This is a genomic window from Enterobacter asburiae (assembly GCA_011754535.1).
In the GTDB taxonomy this organism is placed as follows: Bacteria; Pseudomonadota; Gammaproteobacteria; order Enterobacterales; family Enterobacteriaceae; genus Enterobacter; species Enterobacter cloacae_N.
Genome location: JAAQVN010000001.1, coordinates 3249032 through 3265599, shown reverse-complemented (window position 1 = coordinate 3265599; position 16568 = coordinate 3249032). Strand labels below are relative to the sequence as shown.

Genomic DNA, 16568 nt, shown 5'->3' with positions numbered 1-16568 from the left:
ATGATAGCGGGTTAACAGGAGAAGGACGAGATGGTTTATGCCATCAGGCTGTGTACGGCGAGGTTAATCGCACCGCCGCCCACAATCAGCCAGATGAAGAGCACCAGCGCCATCAGCAGCGGCTTCGCACCAGCTTTTTTCAGCGCGCTGACGTGGGTGGTCACCCCTAGCGCCGCCATCGCCATCGCCAGCAGCACCGTATCCAGCGTCACCAGCATCTCCACCACCGCTTTCGGCAGCAGGTGGAAGGAATTAAAGATGACAACCACGATGAACAGGATCGCAAACCACGGAATGGTGATTTTGCTTTTCTCGCTGCCGCCAGCCGGGGCTAGCTGTTTAACTCGCGCGGCCAGGAAAATCAGGAACGGCGCCAGCATCATCACGCGCAGCATTTTGGCAATCACCGCCGCATTTTCCGCTTCCGGATTGATGGCATGACCTGCCGCCACCACCTGCGCTACTTCGTGCATGGTCGAACCGATATAGATGCCGTAGGTTTCCGGGCTAAACCAGTGCGCCACCAGCGGATACATCGCGGGGTAAAGGAAGATCGCCAGCGTACCGAAGATAACCACCGTCGCGACGGCGACCGTTACTTTACTGGCTTCGGCTTTTACGACCGGCTCCGTCGCGAGCACTGCCGCCGCACCGCAGATGCTGCTGCCTGCGCCGATCAGCCAGCTGGTTTGCTTGTCCAGGCCGAAGATCTTCTGACCGATAAAGCACGCCAGTAAAAAGGTGCTGGTCAGGGTCAGGACGTCGATGGCAATTCCGCTCACACCCACGTCCGCAATTTGCGAAAAGGTGAGGCGGAAGCCGTAAAGAATGATCCCGAGGCGCAGCAGGTGCTGTTTGGCAAAGATCACGCCGCCGTCGCAGGATTTCCAGATATGCGGGTAAACGGTATTACCCACGACCATGCCCAGCAAAATGGCCAGCGTCAACGCGCTAAAACCTGCGCCTGCGATAGCCGGGATGCTACCGCCCCATAATGCTACGGCGGTCACTGCTGCGCTGAGCGCGAGACCCGGCACGAAGTGCCACACTGTACGATGATGTTGCAAGGTGATTTCTGACATAACCTTCTCCTTTGTCTGGCTAAAGGTTACGGCGCTCTGGCTTAAAAATAAAATTGATTATATACTTATAATTAATCTATATAAGTGGTAAGCAAACATGCACATTACATTGCGTCAGCTGGAAGTGTTTGCCGAGGTGCTAAAAAGCGGCTCGACGACCCAGGCGTCACAAATGCTGGCGCTCTCGCAGTCTGCGGTCAGCGCGGCGTTGACCGATCTTGAAGGGCAGCTGGGCGTTCAGCTGTTCGACAGGGTAGGGAAGCGTCTGGTGGTCAACGAACATGGCCGCCTGCTTTACCCGCGCGCGCTGGCGCTGCTGGAGCAGGCTATCGAAATCGAACAGCTGTTCCGCGAAGACAACGGCGCGATCCGCGTGTTTGCCAGCAGCACCATCGGAAACTATATCCTGCCGGAAGTGATAGCGCGCTACCGTCGGGATTTCCCGACTCTGCCGCTGGAGATGAGCGTGGGCAACAGCCAGGACGTGATCAACGCGGTGATCGATTTCCGCGTGGATATCGGTCTTATCGAAGGCCCTTGCCATAACGTCGATATCATTGCCGAGCCCTGGCTGGAAGACGAGCTGGTGGTCTTTGCGTCTCCGGCCTCGTCGTTATTGCAGGGCGAGGTGACGCTGGAGCGGCTGGCGCAGGCGCAGTGGATCCTCCGAGAGCAGGGCTCCGGTACGCGTGAGATTGTCGACTACCTGCTGCTGTCGCATCTGCCGCATTTCCAGCTGGGAATGGAGCTGGGAAACTCAGAGGCAATCAAGCACGCGGTGCGTCATGGCCTGGGCATCAGTTGTCTTTCCCGGCGGGTGATTGCCGAACAGCTGGAGACCGGATCGCTCGTGGAAATTCCCATTCCGCTCCCGAAACTGGTGCGCACGCTATGGTGCATCCACCATCGTCAGAAACACCTTTCCAGCTCGTTGCAGCGTTTTCTGCGCTACTGCGAAATGTAAAAGCGCCCCTCACCCCAAATGGGAGAGGGAAAAATAATGCGTTACTTATAATCCTGGCCGAGTCATGAAGCTCTCTTATAACAGGGTATTTCTGCCGGAAGGAACGGAGATCGTCTGCTACAATCGCGCCTCATTTATTAAATGGACAGCATTTTCACATGGTTTCAGAAACTAAAACCACAGAAGCGCCCACGCTACGTCGTGAACTCAAGGCGCGTCACCTGACGATGATCGCCATTGGCGGCTCCATCGGTACAGGTCTTTTCGTTGCCTCTGGCGCAACGATTTCGGCAGCCGGCCCGGGTGGGGCATTATTCTCTTATATCCTGATTGGCCTGATGGTCTATTTCCTGATGACCAGTCTGGGCGAACTGGCAGCGTACATGCCGGTGTCAGGTTCGTTTTCGACCTACGGACAAAAATACGTTGAGGAAGGCTTCGGCTTCGCGCTGGGCTGGAACTACTGGTACAACTGGGCCGTCACTATCGCCGTTGACCTCGTTGCCGCACAGCTGGTGATGACCTGGTGGTTCCCGGACACGCCGGGCTGGATCTGGAGCGCCCTGTTCCTGGCCGTTATCTTCCTGCTGAACTACATCTCCGTGCGCGGTTTCGGCGAAGCGGAATACTGGTTCTCTTTGATCAAAGTGGCAACCGTCATCATCTTTATCGTCGTCGGTGTGGCGATGATCGTGGGGATTTTCAAAGGGGCTGAACCTGCGGGCTGGAGCAACTGGACGATAGGCGATGCGCCGTTTGCCGGGGGCTTCTCGGCGATGATTGGCGTGGCGATGATTGTCGGCTTCTCCTTCCAGGGAACGGAGCTGATTGGTATCGCGGCAGGTGAATCCGAAAACCCGGAGAAGAACATTCCGCGCGCGGTGCGTCAGGTGTTCTGGCGTATTCTGCTGTTCTACGTGTTCGCTATTTTGATTATCAGCCTGATCATTCCGTATACCGATCCAAGCCTGCTGCGTAATGACGTCAAAGACATCAGCGTCAGCCCTTTCACCCTGGTCTTCCAGCACGCTGGCCTGCTTTCTGCGGCGGCGGTAATGAACGCGGTAATCCTGACGGCGGTGCTGTCGGCGGGTAATTCCGGTATGTACGCGTCCACCCGTATGCTTTACACCCTGGCCTGCGACGGTAAAGCGCCGCGTATTTTCTCGAAACTGTCCCGCGGTGGCGTGCCGCGTAACGCGCTGTATGCCACCACGGTCATTGCGGGCCTCTGCTTCCTGACCTCTATGTTCGGCAACCAGACCGTGTACCTGTGGCTGCTTAATACCTCCGGCATGACGGGCTTTATCGCCTGGCTGGGCATTGCCATCAGCCACTACCGTTTCCGCCGTGGCTACGTTATGCAGGGTCACGACCTGAATAACCTCCCGTACCGTTCTGGCTTCTTCCCGCTGGGGCCGATTTTTGCCTTCATTCTGTGCCTGATTATTACCCTGGGACAGAACTATGAAGCTTTCCTTGCGGACACCATTGACTGGGGTGCCGTCACGGCCACCTATATTGGTATTCCGCTGTTCCTGGTCATCTGGTTCGGCTACAAACTGACGAAAGGAACCCGCTTCGTTCGCTACAGTGAAATGGATTTCCCGGAACGATTTAAACAATAACCGCGCCTCCTCTCTTTCAGCCCGCTCACTTGAGCGGGCTTTTTTATCTCCACAGTATGAACGGCAGATATAATTTTTAACAATTTAATTGATAATAATTATCGTTTGCTTTATCGTTATCAAAAAATAAGCGTGCTACCGACCCACCGCAGATGTGGGCGGACAACAAGGCACTGTGAGCGATGATTTTTGATTGAGTTGTATTTACCTCATGGAGATATGGAATGTTTAGGTTGAATCCCGTCGTCAGGGGAGGACTATGCGCGTCCGCAATGTCCCTGGCACTGCCTGTCATCGCAGCGGAATCTGGCGACACAATGGTTGTAACGGCCTCCGCGACCGAGCAAAACCTGAAAGACGCACCGGCAAGTATCAGCGTGATTACCCAGGAAGATTTGCAGCGCAAACCCGTTCAGAACCTGAAAGATGTGTTACGGGATGTGCCGGGCGTACAGCTCACGAGCGAAGGGGACAACCGTAAAGGGGTAAGTATTCGCGGTCTGGACAGCAGCTACACGCTCATCCTGATCGACGGCAAGCGCGTAAACTCACGCAACGCGGTCTTCCGCCATAACGATTTCGACCTTAACTGGGTGCCAGTTGACGCCATCGAACGCATCGAAGTGGTCCGCGGACCGATGTCTTCTCTCTACGGCTCTGATGCTCTCGGCGGCGTGGTGAACATTATCACCAAAAAAATCGGCCAGAAGTGGACGGGCACCCTGAGCGCGGATTCTACCCTTCAGGAACACCGCGATCGTGGCGACACGTATAACGGTCAGTTTTATACCAGCGGTCCGCTGGTGGACGGCCTGCTGGGCCTGAAAGCCTACGGTAGCCTCGCGAAGCGTGAGAAAGACGGGCAGCAGAAATCCTCCACCACGGCGAGCGGTGAAACGCCGCGCATTGAGGGCTTCACCAGCCGTGATGCCAACGTGGAATTCGCCTGGACGCCAACAGAAAACCACGACTTCACTGCGGGCTACGGCTTTGACCGCCAGGATCGCGATTCAGACTCCCTCGACAAAAACCGCCTTGAGCGTCAGAACTACTCTCTCAGCCATAACGGCCGCTGGGGCGTCGGCAACAGCGAGCTGAAAGTTTACGGTGAGAAGGTGGATAACAAAAACCCGGGCAACAGCAATCCCATCACCTCCGAGAGCAACGCGGTAGACGGGAAATACGTGCTGCCGCTGGGCGATATTAATCAGCTGCTGACCTTTGGCGGCGAATGGCGTCACGATAAGCTGAAAGATCCGGTCAACCTGACGGGGGGCTCCAGCAGCAGTACGTCAACAAGCCAGTATGCGCTGTTCCTCGAAGACGAATGGCGTATCTTTGAGCCGCTGGCGCTGACCACCGGCATCCGTATGGATGACCATGATACCTACGGCGATCACTGGAGTCCGCGAGCCTATCTGGTCTATAACGCGACGGATACCGTGACGGTGAAAGGGGGCTGGGCAACCGCGTTTAAAGCGCCGTCGCTGCTGCAGCTGAGCCCGGACTGGGTCACCGGCTCGTGCCGCGGCGCCTGTGAGATTGTCGGTAACCCGGATCTGAAGCCGGAAACCAGCGAGAGCTTCGAGTTCGGTCTGTACTACAGCGGGGAAGAGGGCTGGTTAGAGGGCGTGCAGGCCAGTGTCACCACCTTCCAGAATAACGTGGATGACCGCATCAGCATCAGCCGTACGGCGAATGCAAAACAGGCGCAGAGCTACCCTAACTACGTTGGTCTGAACGCGGACGGCGAACCGATTTTCCGCTATTACAACGTCAACAAGGCGCGCATCCGTGGGGTGGAGACCGAAGTGAAGTTCCCGCTGGCGGAAGACTGGAAAGTGACGCTGAACTACACCTATAACGACGGTCGCGATATCAGCAACGGCGGCAACAAACCACTGTCCGAGCTGCCGTTCCATACGGCTAACGGGACCGTTGACTGGAAGGCGACGCAGGACTGGTCGTTCTATGTTCAGGGCAATTACACCGGCGAGAAGCGCGCGCTGACCAGCAGTGCACCAACGCCGGGTGGCTATGTCATCTGGAACACCGGCGCGGCGTGGCAGGCGACGAAAAGCGTGAAGCTGCGCGCGGGCGTGCAGAACCTGCTGGATAAAGACCTGAGCCGTGACGATTACAGCTACACGGAAGATGGCCGTCGCTACTTTGTGGGCGTGGATTATAAGTTCTGATGCGACGAGGGTAAAAGCGAACGTAGGCCGGGTAAGGCGAAGCCGCCACCCGGCAATGACGCGCACTTACCCAAACAAATGCTCCGCATGGAAGCGGAGATGATCCTCGATAAAGGACGCCATAAAGTAATAGCTGTGATCGTATCCCGGCTGAATGCGCAGCGTCAGCGGCCAGTCCTTCTGGCGTGCCGCCTCAGCCAACACCGCAGGCTGTAGCTGTCCGGCGAGGAACTGATCCGCATTGCCCTGATCGATAAGCATCGGGATCGCGCTCGCCGAATCGCTTGCCAGCATCAGCGCGCAGCTGTCCCATTCCTGCCATTTCTCGGCATCCTCACCCAGATAGTGTGTGAAAGCTTTTTGTCCCCACGGCACCTGCGTTGGGTTCACAATCGGCGCGAACGCAGAGACGCTGACGTATTTCCCCGGGTTTTTCAGCGCCATGATGAGCGCCCCGTGTCCGCCCATGGAGTGTCCGCTGATGGCGCAGCGGTCGCTTACCGCAAATTCAGCCTTAATCAGCGCAGGCAGCTCGTCGCGAATGTAGTCGTACATGCGGTAATGGCTCGCCCACGGCTGTTCGGTGGCGTTGAGATAAAATCCGGCGCCTTTACCTAAATCGTACCCGGCATCGTCCGCCACATCATCGCCGCGCGGGCTGGTATCAGCCATCACCAGCGCAATGCCCAGCTCGGCGGCAATACGCTGCGCGCCCGCTTTGGTGGTGAAGTTTTCGTCGTTGCAGGTCAGGCCTGACAGCCAGAACAGAACCGGCGGATTTTCCGTCGGCGGCAGGAAAATGCTGAACGTCATGGTGCAGTTCAGCGTGGTGGAGTCGTGCCGCCAGCGCTGCTGTCGACCTTCAAAACAACGGTGCTCTTCGAGCAGTTCCATGCAGGGCTCCTTAATGAGAATAGCTATTCATTAGAGCCATAATACAGCGTTTTCATTTACCTGTGAGCAACTTTCACTTTCGCGGAACGGCGAGATGCTGCATCATAAATTTACTTTTCTTTAACAATTGGAGCGGTCATGGCGCTGCGTATTGCGCTTAGTGGGTTTGTCGTTCTGGTGGTGGCGATGGGGATAGGGCGCTTTGCCTTTACCCCTCAGGTGCCGCTGATGATTGCCGCCGGGCAACTCACGCTGACCAGCGCGGGCCTGGTGGCGGCGATGAATTATCTGGGCTATCTGGTGGGCGCATGGGATGCCATGCGCGCGCACCGCTTTGTTGAAACGCGACTCTGGCTTGGCATCACCGGCGCGGTTGCGTTGACCCTGCTCTCCGCCGCGGCTGATAACGCCGTCGTGCACGGCCTGCTGCGCTTTGTGATTGGCTGCATGAGCGGCTGGTCAATGGTGCTGATTGCTGCCTGGACCAACGAGCGGCTGGGACAACTGGGTAAACCCGGGCTTAGTGCGGCTGTTTTTGCCGGGCCCGGAGCTGGTATCGCCCTGAGCGGCCTGCTCGCGGTTTATATTCAGGCGAAATCCCTTTCGGCCGGTGCGGCATGGCAAATCTACGGCGTGCTGGCACTGGTACTGGTTGCGCTGGTGGCGCGCTATCTGCCGCGATCCGGGCAGCTTCATCGACCCGGCACCGCGCCAGAGCCGCTGGTGCTGACGACGGATTTAAGGCGCCTGGTCTGGAGCTACAGCCTGGCGGGATTTGGCTATATCCTCCCGGCGACCTTCCTTTCGCAAATGGCGGCAGTGCGCTTTCCCGGCAGCCTGTTTGCCCAGTTTGTCTGGCCAATTTTTGGTGCCGCCGCCGTGGTGGGGATTGCGCTCAGCATTCTTTTGCGCCACACCTCAACGGCTAACCGCAGGCTGGCCATCGTGCTGTGGTTACAGGGAGCTGGCGTGCTGGCGGCCTGGCTGCTGCCGGGCATTGGCGGCTTGCTGACGGGCGGGCTGCTGGTGGGAGGCGGGTTCCTCTGCGCGGTGCAGCTCTCACTTTTATACGGCCGCGAGCTGGCACCGCACCACACGCGCTATATGGCGGGGCTGCTCACCACCGGGTATGCCATCGGGCAATTGATTGGTCCGGTGACCTCGGCGGTATCGACCTGGCTAACCCACCGGCTGGAGCCTGCGCTGGGGCTGGCGGGCGTTGCGCTGTTTGTCGCCGGTGCCCTGGTCTGGAATCGCCACGCTGAAAGGCAACAGCAATTGCAATAATTATCGTCGTGAATACTGGATTATGTGCGTCGCCTCACGCACAATGAGCGCATACTTTTGCCACAACGAGGGCAAAAGACGCCACACCTGCAGGAGAACAAAATGTCATCACTCAGTAAAGAAGCTGCCCTGGTCCACGAAGCCCTGCTCGCGCGCGGTCTTGAAACGCCACTGCGTCCGCCGGTTCAGGATATGGACAATGAAACCCGTAAGAAACTGATTTCCGGGCATATGACCGAGATCATGCAACTGCTGAATCTCGATCTGAGCGATGACAGCCTGATGGAAACGCCTAAGCGTATCGCGAAAATGTACGTTGACGAAATTTTCTCCGGACTGGATTACGCCAACTTCCCGAAAATTACCGTCATCGAAAACAAGATGAAGGTGGACGAGATGGTCACAGTACGGGATATCACCCTGACCAGCACCTGCGAGCACCATTTCGTGACCATCGACGGCAAAGCGACCGTGGCGTATATCCCGAAAGACACGGTGATTGGCCTGTCGAAGATCAACCGTATTGTGCAGTTCTTCGCGCAGCGCCCGCAGGTTCAGGAGCGTCTGACGCAGCAGATCCTGATCGCGCTGCAAACGCTGCTGGGTACCAATAACGTGGCGGTCTCCATTGACGCGGTTCATTACTGCGTGAAAGCCCGCGGCGTGCGTGATGCGACCAGTGCGACCACCACCACCTCGCTGGGCGGCCTGTTTAAATCGAGCCAGAACACCCGCCAGGAGTTCCTGCGCGCCGTGCGTCACCACAACTAATCAAACAGGGCAGGGACCATGGAGCGAAACGTCACGCTCGATTTTGTCCGCGGCGTCGCCATACTGGGTATCCTGCTGCTGAACATCAGCGCCTTCGGTCTGCCGAAGGCCGCTTACCTCAATCCCGCCTGGTACGGCGACATCACCCGAAGCGATGCCTGGACGTGGGCGCTCCTCGATCTGTTTGCCCAGGTTAAATTCCTCACGCTTTTTGCGCTGCTGTTCGGCGCGGGCCTGCAGCTTCTGCTCAAACGCGGCACGCGCTGGATCCAGTCGCGCTTAACGCTGCTGGTCATCCTCGGGTTTATCCACGGCCTGTTCTTCTGGGATGGTGATATTCTTCTCGCTTATGGGTTAGTCGGGCTGATCTGCTGGCGGCTCATTCGCGATGCGCACAGCGTGAAAAGCCTGTTTAACACCGGCGTGATGCTTTATCTCATGGGGCTCTGCGTTCTGTTTTTGCTGGGGCTGATCTCCGGTGATGCGACAAACCGTTCCTGGATCCCGGATGCCGCTAACCTGCAGTACGAACAGTACTGGAAGCTGAAAGGCGGTACGGAAGCGATAAGCAACCGCGCGGATATGCTGGGCGACAATCTGCTTGCCCTAGGGGCGCAATATGGCTGGCAGCTGGCGGGCATGATGCTGATGGGGGCGTCACTGATGCGCACCGGCTGGCTGAAAGGGGAGTTTAGCCTGCGTCACTACCGCCGCACCGGGGCGGGGCTGGTTCTGATCGGCGTGCTGATTAATCTTCCGGCGGTGATTGCGCAGTGGCACCTCCACTGGGATTACCGCTGGTGCGCGTTTCTGCTCCAGGTGCCGCGTGAGCTCAGCGCGCCGTTCCAGACCATCGGCTATGCGGCGCTGATCTATGGTTTCTGGCCGCAGCTCTCTCGTCTGTGGATCGTCAGCGCCGTGGCCTGCGTAGGCCGTATGGCGTTAAGCAATTACCTCCTGCAAACGCTGCTCTGCACCACGCTTTTCTATCGCTTTGGCCTGTTTATGAAATTCGACCGCCTCGGGCTGCTGGCGTTTGTTATTCCGGTCTGGGTGGTTAACCTGGCGTTTTCTGTTATCTGGCTGCGTTATTTCCGCCAGGGGCCGCTGGAGTGGGTGTGGCGTCAGTTAACCGCACATGCTTCAGGGGTATCATTGAATAATACATCCAGATAACGATCTGGATCACAATCATTAACAAAACGGATGTAAGCGTTTTCATGAGTGTGACCTTCTTCACGTAGTCCCCTTTCGCTCGCTGCCAAAATAGCCACCTTGCTAAACACAGGGGGTGTCTGTGAGTTGCTGCAATCCTTTGAAGGATGGTGAATATGATCACCATTCGTGACGTCGCCCGTCTGGCGGGCGTTTCTGTGGCTACCGTCTCCCGCGTGCTGAACAACAGCGCGCTGGTCAGCCCTGAAACCCGTGAAACCGTAATGAAAGCCGTGACCCAGCTCGGATACCGACCAAATGCCAATGCCCAGGCGCTTGCAACGCAGGTCAGCGATACCATCGGCGTGGTGGTGATGGATGTCTCGGACGCCTTTTTCGGTGCGCTGGTAAAAGCGGTCGATGTGGTCGCCCAGCAGCATCAGAAATATGTGCTGATTGGCAACAGCTATCACGAGGCGGAAAAGGAGCGTTATGCGATTGAAGTGCTGATCCGCCAGCGCTGCAACGCTCTGATTGTTCACTCAAAAGCCTTAAGCGATGAAGAGCTGGCCGGGTTTATGGAGCAGATCCCGGGTATGGTACTGATCAACCGCATCGTCCCGGGCTATGCCCATCGCTGTGTCGGGCTGGATAACGTCAGCGGCGCCATGATGGCCACCAAAATGCTGATCAATAACGGCCATCAGCGGATCGGCTATCTGGCGTCCAGCCATCAAATTGAAGATGACGCATTGCGGCGTGAGGGGTGGCAAAACGCCCTGAAAGAGCACGGCATTACGCCATCAGAAAGCTGGATCGGCACCGGAACGCCGGACATGCAGGGCGGTGAAGCGGCAATGGTGGAATTGCTGGGCCGAAATCTGCAGCTTTCCGCGGTGTTTGCCTATAACGACAGCATGGCCGCGGGCGCGCTGACTGCGCTGAAGGATAACGGCATTGCGGTGCCACAGCATTTGTCATTGATTGGTTTCGATGATATTCCGATTGCCCGTTACACCGACCCGCAGCTCACCACGGTGCGCTATCCCATTGCTTCTATGGCGAAACTGGCGACCGAGCTGGCGCTACAGGGAGCGGCAGGGCTGCTGGATCCAGGGGCAACGCACTGCTTCATGCCGACGCTGGTGCGTCGTCATTCCGTCGCGGCCCGGCAAATTGTGGTTCCGATCACTAACTGATTACATCAGGTGATGTAACCGTTTTCAATCTGTGAGTAAATTCACAGTATCTTAACAAGGCGCTGACTATGATGTCAGCGTTTTAGGGGCTGAAACGCTATGTAACGGTGATTATTCACTTTCACTATAGCCAATGTGCCGCAAACAACGAATAAAACGCATTTCTGGAGCGTTACCGACCACGGAAGATAGAAATTTTATAAGTGAACGTCGGCTGTCAGTAACGTTTTATTAACACCTGCCTGCCGATCGTTATTCACAAGAACTACCCTGCATAAAAAAAACCGGAGATACCATGAATAAGAAGGTGTTGACCCTGTCTGCTGTAATGGCAAGCATGCTTTTTGGTGCAGCAGCGCACGCTGCGGATACCCGTATTGGTGTGACCATCTATAAATACGACGACAACTTCATGTCTGTTGTGCGTAAAGCGATTGAGAAAGATGCGAAAGCAGCGCCAGACGTACAGCTGCTGATGAATGACTCCCAGAACGACCAGTCCAAACAGAACGATCAGATCGACGTTCTGCTGGCAAAAGGCGTTAAGGCTCTGGCGATCAACCTGGTTGACCCGGCGGCAGCAGGCACGGTTATCGAGAAAGCGCGCGGCCAGAATGTGCCAATCGTCTTCTTCAACAAAGAACCTTCCCGTAAGGCGCTGGACAGCTATGACAAAGCGTATTACGTCGGTACTGACTCCAAAGAGTCCGGCATTATTCAGGGCGATCTGATCGCGAAACACTGGGCGGCGAACCCGAACTGGGACCTGAACAAAGACGGTCAGATTCAGTTCGTGCTGCTGAAAGGTGAGCCTGGCCACCCGGATGCTGAAGCCCGTACCACTTACGTTATCAAAGAGCTGAACGACAAGGGCCTGAAAACCCAGCAGCTGGCGTTAGATACCGCGATGTGGGATACCGCTCAGGCGAAAGATAAGATGGACGCGTGGCTGTCCGGCCCGAACGCGAACAAAATCGAAGTCGTCATTGCCAACAACGATGCGATGGCAATGGGTGCAATTGAAGCGCTCAAAGCCCACAATAAATCTTCCATCCCGGTATTTGGAGTGGATGCTCTGCCAGAAGCGCTGGCGCTGGTTAAATCTGGCGCGATGGCCGGTACCGTTCTGAACGATGCCAACAACCAGGCGAAAGCGACCTTCGATCTGGCGAAAAACCTCGCCGATGGTAAAGGCGCGGCGGATGGCACCAGCTGGAAAATTGACAACAAAATCGTTCGCGTGCCTTACGTGGGCGTAGACCAGTCCAACCTGGCTGAGTTTATCGGTAAATAAGCAATCTACATTGTCTTCACTGGGCGCAACCTGTTGCGCCCTTTTATAACGCGATATGCGAGGCCAACAAGGTATAATTATGGTCAGCACAACTACTCAGTCAACCGGTGAATACTTGTTGGAAATGAACGGTATTAACAAGTCATTTCCCGGTGTTAAGGCACTCGATAATGTTAATTTAAAAGTCCGGCCTCACTCTATTCATGCATTAATGGGAGAGAACGGTGCGGGTAAATCAACATTATTAAAATGTCTTTTTGGGATCTATCAAAAAGATTCTGGCAGCATTCTTTTTCAGGGGAAAGAGATCGATTTCCATTCAGCAAAAGAAGCACTGGAAAACGGTATCTCAATGGTTCACCAGGAATTAAATCTGGTACTGCAACGCTCGGTGATGGATAACATGTGGTTGGGTCGTTACCCAACCAAAGGTGTCTTTGTCGATCAGGACAAAATGTATCGCGACACCAAAGCCATTTTTGATGAGCTGGATATTGATATCGATCCGCGCGCCCGCGTGGGGACATTATCCGTCTCTCAAATGCAGATGATCGAAATTGCCAAAGCGTTCTCCTACGACGCGAAAATCGTCATCATGGACGAACCCACCTCGTCTTTAACGGAAAAAGAGGTTAACCACCTTTTTACCATTATTCGTAAGCTGAAAGATCGCGGCTGCGGCATTGTGTACATCTCGCATAAAATGGAAGAGATCTTCCAGCTGTGCGATGAAATTACCATCCTGCGCGATGGCCAGTGGATTGCAACGCAGCCGCTGGAAGGGCTGGACATGGACAAGATCATCGCCATGATGGTCGGCCGCTCTCTGAACCAGCGCTTCCCGGACAAAGAGAACAGGCCGGGCGAAGTGATCCTGGAAGTGCGCAATCTGACCTCGTTGCGTCAGCCGTCCATTCGCGATGTTTCTTTCGACCTGCACAAAGGCGAAATTCTGGGCATTGCCGGCCTGGTGGGGGCAAAGCGTACCGACATTGTGGAAACCCTGTTTGGCATCCGCGAGAAAGCCGAAGGCACCATCACGCTGCACGGGAAGAAAATTAACAACCACAATGCCAACGAAGCCATTAATAACGGTTTTGCGCTGGTGACGGAAGAGCGTCGTTCGACCGGTATTTATGCTTATCTGGATATTAACTTTAACTCGTTAATCTCTAATATCCGTAATTACAAAAACAAAGTCGGGCTGCTGGATAACTCCCGCATGAAGAGCGATACCCAATGGGTAATTGACTCCATGCGCGTGAAAACACCGGGCCACCGTACCCAAATTGGTTCGCTTTCCGGCGGTAACCAGCAGAAAGTCATTATCGGCCGTTGGCTATTAACCCAGCCAGAAATTCTGATGCTGGATGAACCGACCCGCGGTATTGACGTCGGCGCGAAGTTTGAAATTTATCAGCTGATTGCCGAGCTGGCCAAAAAGAATAAAGGGATCATAATTATTTCTTCCGAAATGCCGGAACTGTTAGGGATCACGGACCGTATTCTGGTTATGAGCAATGGTCTCGTTGCCGGTATTGTTGACACCAAAACGACAACGCAAAACGAAATTTTGCGTCTTGCGTCTTTGCACCTTTAAGATCAGGGGCTCCTCATGAGTGCGTTAAATAAAAAAAGTTTTCTCACTTACCTGAAAGAAGGCGGTATTTACGTTGTTCTTTTAGTCCTGCTGGCCATTATTATTTTCCAGGACCCTACGTTCTTAAGCCTGCTGAACCTGAGTAACATTCTGACCCAGTCCTCCGTGCGTATCATCATCGCGCTGGGCGTGGCGGGCCTTATCGTCACCCAGGGGACGGACCTGTCTGCCGGCCGTCAGGTCGGCCTGGCGGCGGTTATTGCGGCAACCCTGCTGCAATCAATGGAAAACGCCAACAAGGTGTTCCCGGAAATGGCGACCATGCCGATTTTCGTGGTGATTCTGATCGTCTGCGCCATCGGGGCGGTGATTGGCCTGATTAACGGTATCATCATCGCTTACCTGAACGTGACGCCATTTATCACCACCCTGGGTACGATGATCATCGTTTACGGCATCAACTCCCTCTACTACGACTTTGTGGGTGCGTCACCGATTTCGGGCTTTGACAGCGGCTTCTCGACCTTTACGCAAGGGTTTATCGCGCTGGGCAGCTTCCGCCTGTCGTATATCACCTTCTATGCGCTGATTGCGGTGGCGTTCGTCTGGATCCTGTGGAACAAAACGCGTTTTGGTAAAAACATCTTCGCAATCGGCGGTAACCCGGAAGCGGCGAAAGTCTCCGGCGTAAACGTTGCCCTGAACCTGCTGATGATTTACGCGCTGTCCGGTGTGTTCTACGCCTTCGGTGGAATGCTGGAAGCGGGCCGCATCGGCTCCGCAACCAACAACCTTGGCTTCATGTATGAGCTGGATGCAATTGCTGCCTGCGTCGTCGGCGGCGTCTCGTTCAGCGGCGGTGTGGGTACCGTGCTTGGCGTGGTGACCGGTGTGATCATCTTCACCGTCATCAACTATGGCCTGACCTACATCGGCGTGAACCCTTACTGGCAGTACATCATCAAGGGCGCCATCATTATCTTCGCGGTGGCGCTGGATTCACTGAAGTACGCGCGCAAGAAGTAATTGCTCCTCGCGTTACGCGGCCCGCTCACCGAGCGGGCTTTTTTATGCCCTACGCCAGATGTGACTCTTCGCGGGTCACAATGCTCTCAAACCAGTCGAGCTCTGAAAGCTTACAGGCCACCCACTGTTCGCAAAAGGCGTCACCCAGGCTGTCGGTGAGGTACTGACAGCGGGAAAATGTCTCGATTGCTTCCTGCTGAAACAGCGGCAGCGCGGGTTCATCATGCTGCGGTTCAGGCAAATCGTCCTCGTCGATATTTTCCAGCCCGTACAGCATGCCGGTCAGGATCGTGGCGGCGACCAGATAGGGATTGGCATCCGCCCCGGCCAGCCGGTACTCAATGCGGCGGTTGCTGTCCTCCGAGCAGGGAATACGCAATGCGGCGGAGCGGGTGTTATAACCCCAGGAGTTAAAGACGGGTTCCGTCAGGTTTTTACGCAGGCGACGAAACGCGTTGACGCCCGGCGCAAGGATGGCGATAGAGGCGGGCATCAGCGCCAGCTGCCCTGCGATGCACAAACGCATCATGCTGTTAAGCGCGTTCACCGGAGAAGCAAAAACGTTTTCGCCGCGACTGTTATTCAGGCTGAAATGGAAGTGTAAACCGCTGCCGGACAGCTGGCTGAAAGGCTTAGCCATAAAGTTGGCCTGCAGGCCGTGCTTTTCGGCTACGTAACGGGTCATTCGGCGCAGGGCAAGCACGTTATCGCAGACCTCAATGACGCGATGGCTATGCTTCAGGTTTAATTCGTACTGACCGGATTCGGCTTCCGCCACGATCCCGGACAGCGGGATGCGCTGAAGGTGCGCCAACTGTTCCAGCTCGTCAAACAGTGCCGCATGGGTTGTTGAGGTATCCATATGAAAACACCCCTGATTTTGCGGATCCCGATCGCGTTGTCCCGTCAGATAGAATTCGATTTCCGGAGCAATCACTGGATAGAGCCCGTGCTGGTGGAAGCGGGACAGGACGTTCTGCAGGATGACTCGTGGCTCCAGCGGGCAGGGTTTATCGTCGCTGTCTTGCATCGTCAGCAGGATCTGCGCGTTGTGCTGCGGATCCTGCGGGCAGGGGCGCAGGGAACCGGCGACGGGGAGGCAGAGTCGGTCCGGTTCATCATGAAGCGGGGCGGCGATTTTTCCTTTCTGATCCATAGAGTAGACGGAGAGGGGGAAGTAACAGCCTTTTTCCAGCGCCAGCATGCTCTCTACCGGGAGCCGCTTGCCGCGCATAATGCCGTTGATATCGTTCAGGTAAACGTCAATATGTTTCGTCTGCGGGTAACGTTCGAGATAATCCGCGACTTCGACCGAAACGTTGTGCTGCAGCGCGTCAATTTTTTCATCAAGCCAAAGGCCGGAATTGAGTGCGCCAGGAAGCGATAAACCGGGAAAGTTAAAATAGGGACGGAGACTTTTCAGGAAAAACGCATTCATTATCGAGTTCATAGTCATTCTTCAATGAAGCCGTA

At 55.6% G+C, this 16568-nt stretch carries 13 protein-coding genes; 10 read left to right on the top strand and 3 right to left on the bottom strand.

Annotated features, from left to right (window positions below; all coding sequences use genetic code 11):
* Positions 1–35: 35 nt before the first annotated feature.
* On the bottom strand, positions 36–1082 hold the full coding sequence (locus tag HBM95_15395; protein NIH44313.1) for a YeiH family protein: 1047 nt from the start codon (positions 1080–1082) through the stop codon (positions 36–38).
* 97 nt (positions 1083–1179) lie between these two features.
* Here HBM95_15395 and HBM95_15390 point away from each other — a divergent pair, with 97 nt between their 5' ends.
* The 3 genes from HBM95_15390 (at position 1180) to cirA (ending at position 5869) form a co-directional block, all read left to right on the top strand.
* Positions 1180–2046 (top strand): LysR family transcriptional regulator, encoded by an 867-nt coding sequence (locus HBM95_15390; protein ID NIH44312.1) that lies wholly within the window; start codon positions 1180–1182, stop codon positions 2044–2046.
* Between the two features lie 158 nt (positions 2047–2204).
* Positions 2205–3674 (top strand): amino acid permease, encoded by a 1470-nt coding sequence (locus HBM95_15385; GenBank protein ID NIH44311.1) that lies wholly within the window; start codon positions 2205–2207, stop codon positions 3672–3674.
* Between the two features lie 224 nt (positions 3675–3898).
* Positions 3899–5869 carry a catecholate siderophore receptor CirA gene (cirA, locus tag HBM95_15380; GenBank protein NIH44310.1) on the top strand — a complete coding sequence of 657 codons (1971 nt, stop codon included), beginning with the start codon at positions 3899–3901 and terminating at the stop codon, positions 5867–5869.
* A gap of 66 nt (positions 5870–5935) precedes the next feature.
* On the opposite strand, the gene fghA is transcribed toward cirA, so the two are convergent.
* Positions 5936–6763, bottom strand: coding sequence for an S-formylglutathione hydrolase (gene fghA, locus HBM95_15375; GenBank protein ID NIH44309.1), 828 nt, complete (start codon positions 6761–6763; stop codon positions 5936–5938).
* A gap of 138 nt (positions 6764–6901) precedes the next feature.
* On the opposite strand from fghA, the gene HBM95_15370 reads away from it, so the two are divergent.
* The 7 genes from HBM95_15370 (at position 6902) to mglC (ending at position 15095) form a co-directional block, all read left to right on the top strand.
* Entirely contained in the window at positions 6902–8050 is a 1149-nt protein-coding gene (locus HBM95_15370; GenBank protein NIH44308.1) for a YbfB/YjiJ family MFS transporter, read from the top strand.
* A gap of 102 nt (positions 8051–8152) precedes the next feature.
* Positions 8153–8821: a GTP cyclohydrolase I FolE gene (folE, locus tag HBM95_15365; GenBank protein NIH44307.1), complete on the top strand. Its 669-nt coding sequence runs from the start codon at positions 8153–8155 to the stop codon at positions 8819–8821.
* An 18-nt stretch (positions 8822–8839) separates the two neighbouring features.
* Positions 8840–9997: a DUF418 family protein gene (locus HBM95_15360; GenBank protein NIH44306.1), complete on the top strand. Its 1158-nt coding sequence runs from the start codon at positions 8840–8842 to the stop codon at positions 9995–9997.
* A gap of 155 nt (positions 9998–10152) precedes the next feature.
* Positions 10153–11175 carry an HTH-type transcriptional regulator GalS gene (galS, locus tag HBM95_15355; protein NIH44305.1) on the top strand — a complete coding sequence of 341 codons (1023 nt, stop codon included), beginning with the start codon at positions 10153–10155 and terminating at the stop codon, positions 11173–11175.
* Between the two features lie 295 nt (positions 11176–11470).
* Positions 11471–12469, top strand: coding sequence for a galactose/glucose ABC transporter substrate-binding protein MglB (gene mglB / locus HBM95_15350; protein ID NIH44304.1), 999 nt, complete (start codon positions 11471–11473; stop codon positions 12467–12469).
* Between the two features lie 79 nt (positions 12470–12548).
* The gene (gene mglA, locus HBM95_15345) at positions 12549–14069 is read left to right on the top strand and encodes a galactose/methyl galactoside ABC transporter ATP-binding protein MglA (GenBank protein NIH44303.1); all 1521 of its coding nucleotides are present in this window, start codon (positions 12549–12551) and stop codon (positions 14067–14069) included.
* Positions 14070–14084: 15 nt separating this feature from the next.
* Positions 14085–15095 carry a galactose/methyl galactoside ABC transporter permease MglC gene (mglC, locus tag HBM95_15340; protein NIH44302.1) on the top strand — a complete coding sequence of 337 codons (1011 nt, stop codon included), beginning with the start codon at positions 14085–14087 and terminating at the stop codon, positions 15093–15095.
* A gap of 49 nt (positions 15096–15144) precedes the next feature.
* Here mglC and HBM95_15335 read toward each other — a convergent pair whose 3' ends face one another.
* Positions 15145–16533 (bottom strand): glutamine synthetase, encoded by a 1389-nt coding sequence (locus HBM95_15335; protein ID NIH44301.1) that lies wholly within the window; start codon positions 16531–16533, stop codon positions 15145–15147.
* Positions 16534–16568 lie beyond the last annotated feature (35 nt).

Bases quoted from the DNA above. Each gene is read 5' to 3' on its own strand.
- HBM95_15395 (NIH44313.1), bottom strand. From the start codon at position 1,082: ATGTCAGAAATCACCTTGCAACATCATCGTACAGTGTGGCACTTCGTG.
- HBM95_15360 (NIH44306.1), top strand. From the start codon at position 8,840: ATGGAGCGAAACGTCACGCTCGATTTTGTCCGCGGCGTCGCCATACTG.
- cirA (NIH44310.1), top strand. From the start codon at position 3,899: ATGTTTAGGTTGAATCCCGTCGTCAGGGGAGGACTATGCGCGTCCGCA.
- galS (NIH44305.1), top strand. From the start codon at position 10,153: ATGATCACCATTCGTGACGTCGCCCGTCTGGCGGGCGTTTCTGTGGCT.
- mglC (NIH44302.1), top strand. From the start codon at position 14,085: ATGAGTGCGTTAAATAAAAAAAGTTTTCTCACTTACCTGAAAGAAGGC.
- HBM95_15385 (NIH44311.1), top strand. From the start codon at position 2,205: ATGGTTTCAGAAACTAAAACCACAGAAGCGCCCACGCTACGTCGTGAA.
- folE (NIH44307.1), top strand. From the start codon at position 8,153: ATGTCATCACTCAGTAAAGAAGCTGCCCTGGTCCACGAAGCCCTGCTC.
- mglB (NIH44304.1), top strand. From the start codon at position 11,471: ATGAATAAGAAGGTGTTGACCCTGTCTGCTGTAATGGCAAGCATGCTT.
- fghA (NIH44309.1), bottom strand. From the start codon at position 6,763: ATGGAACTGCTCGAAGAGCACCGTTGTTTTGAAGGTCGACAGCAGCGC.
- mglA (NIH44303.1), top strand. From the start codon at position 12,549: ATGGTCAGCACAACTACTCAGTCAACCGGTGAATACTTGTTGGAAATG.
- HBM95_15370 (NIH44308.1), top strand. From the start codon at position 6,902: ATGGCGCTGCGTATTGCGCTTAGTGGGTTTGTCGTTCTGGTGGTGGCG.
- HBM95_15390 (NIH44312.1), top strand. From the start codon at position 1,180: ATGCACATTACATTGCGTCAGCTGGAAGTGTTTGCCGAGGTGCTAAAA.
- HBM95_15335 (NIH44301.1), bottom strand. From the start codon at position 16,533: ATGAATGCGTTTTTCCTGAAAAGTCTCCGTCCCTATTTTAACTTTCCC.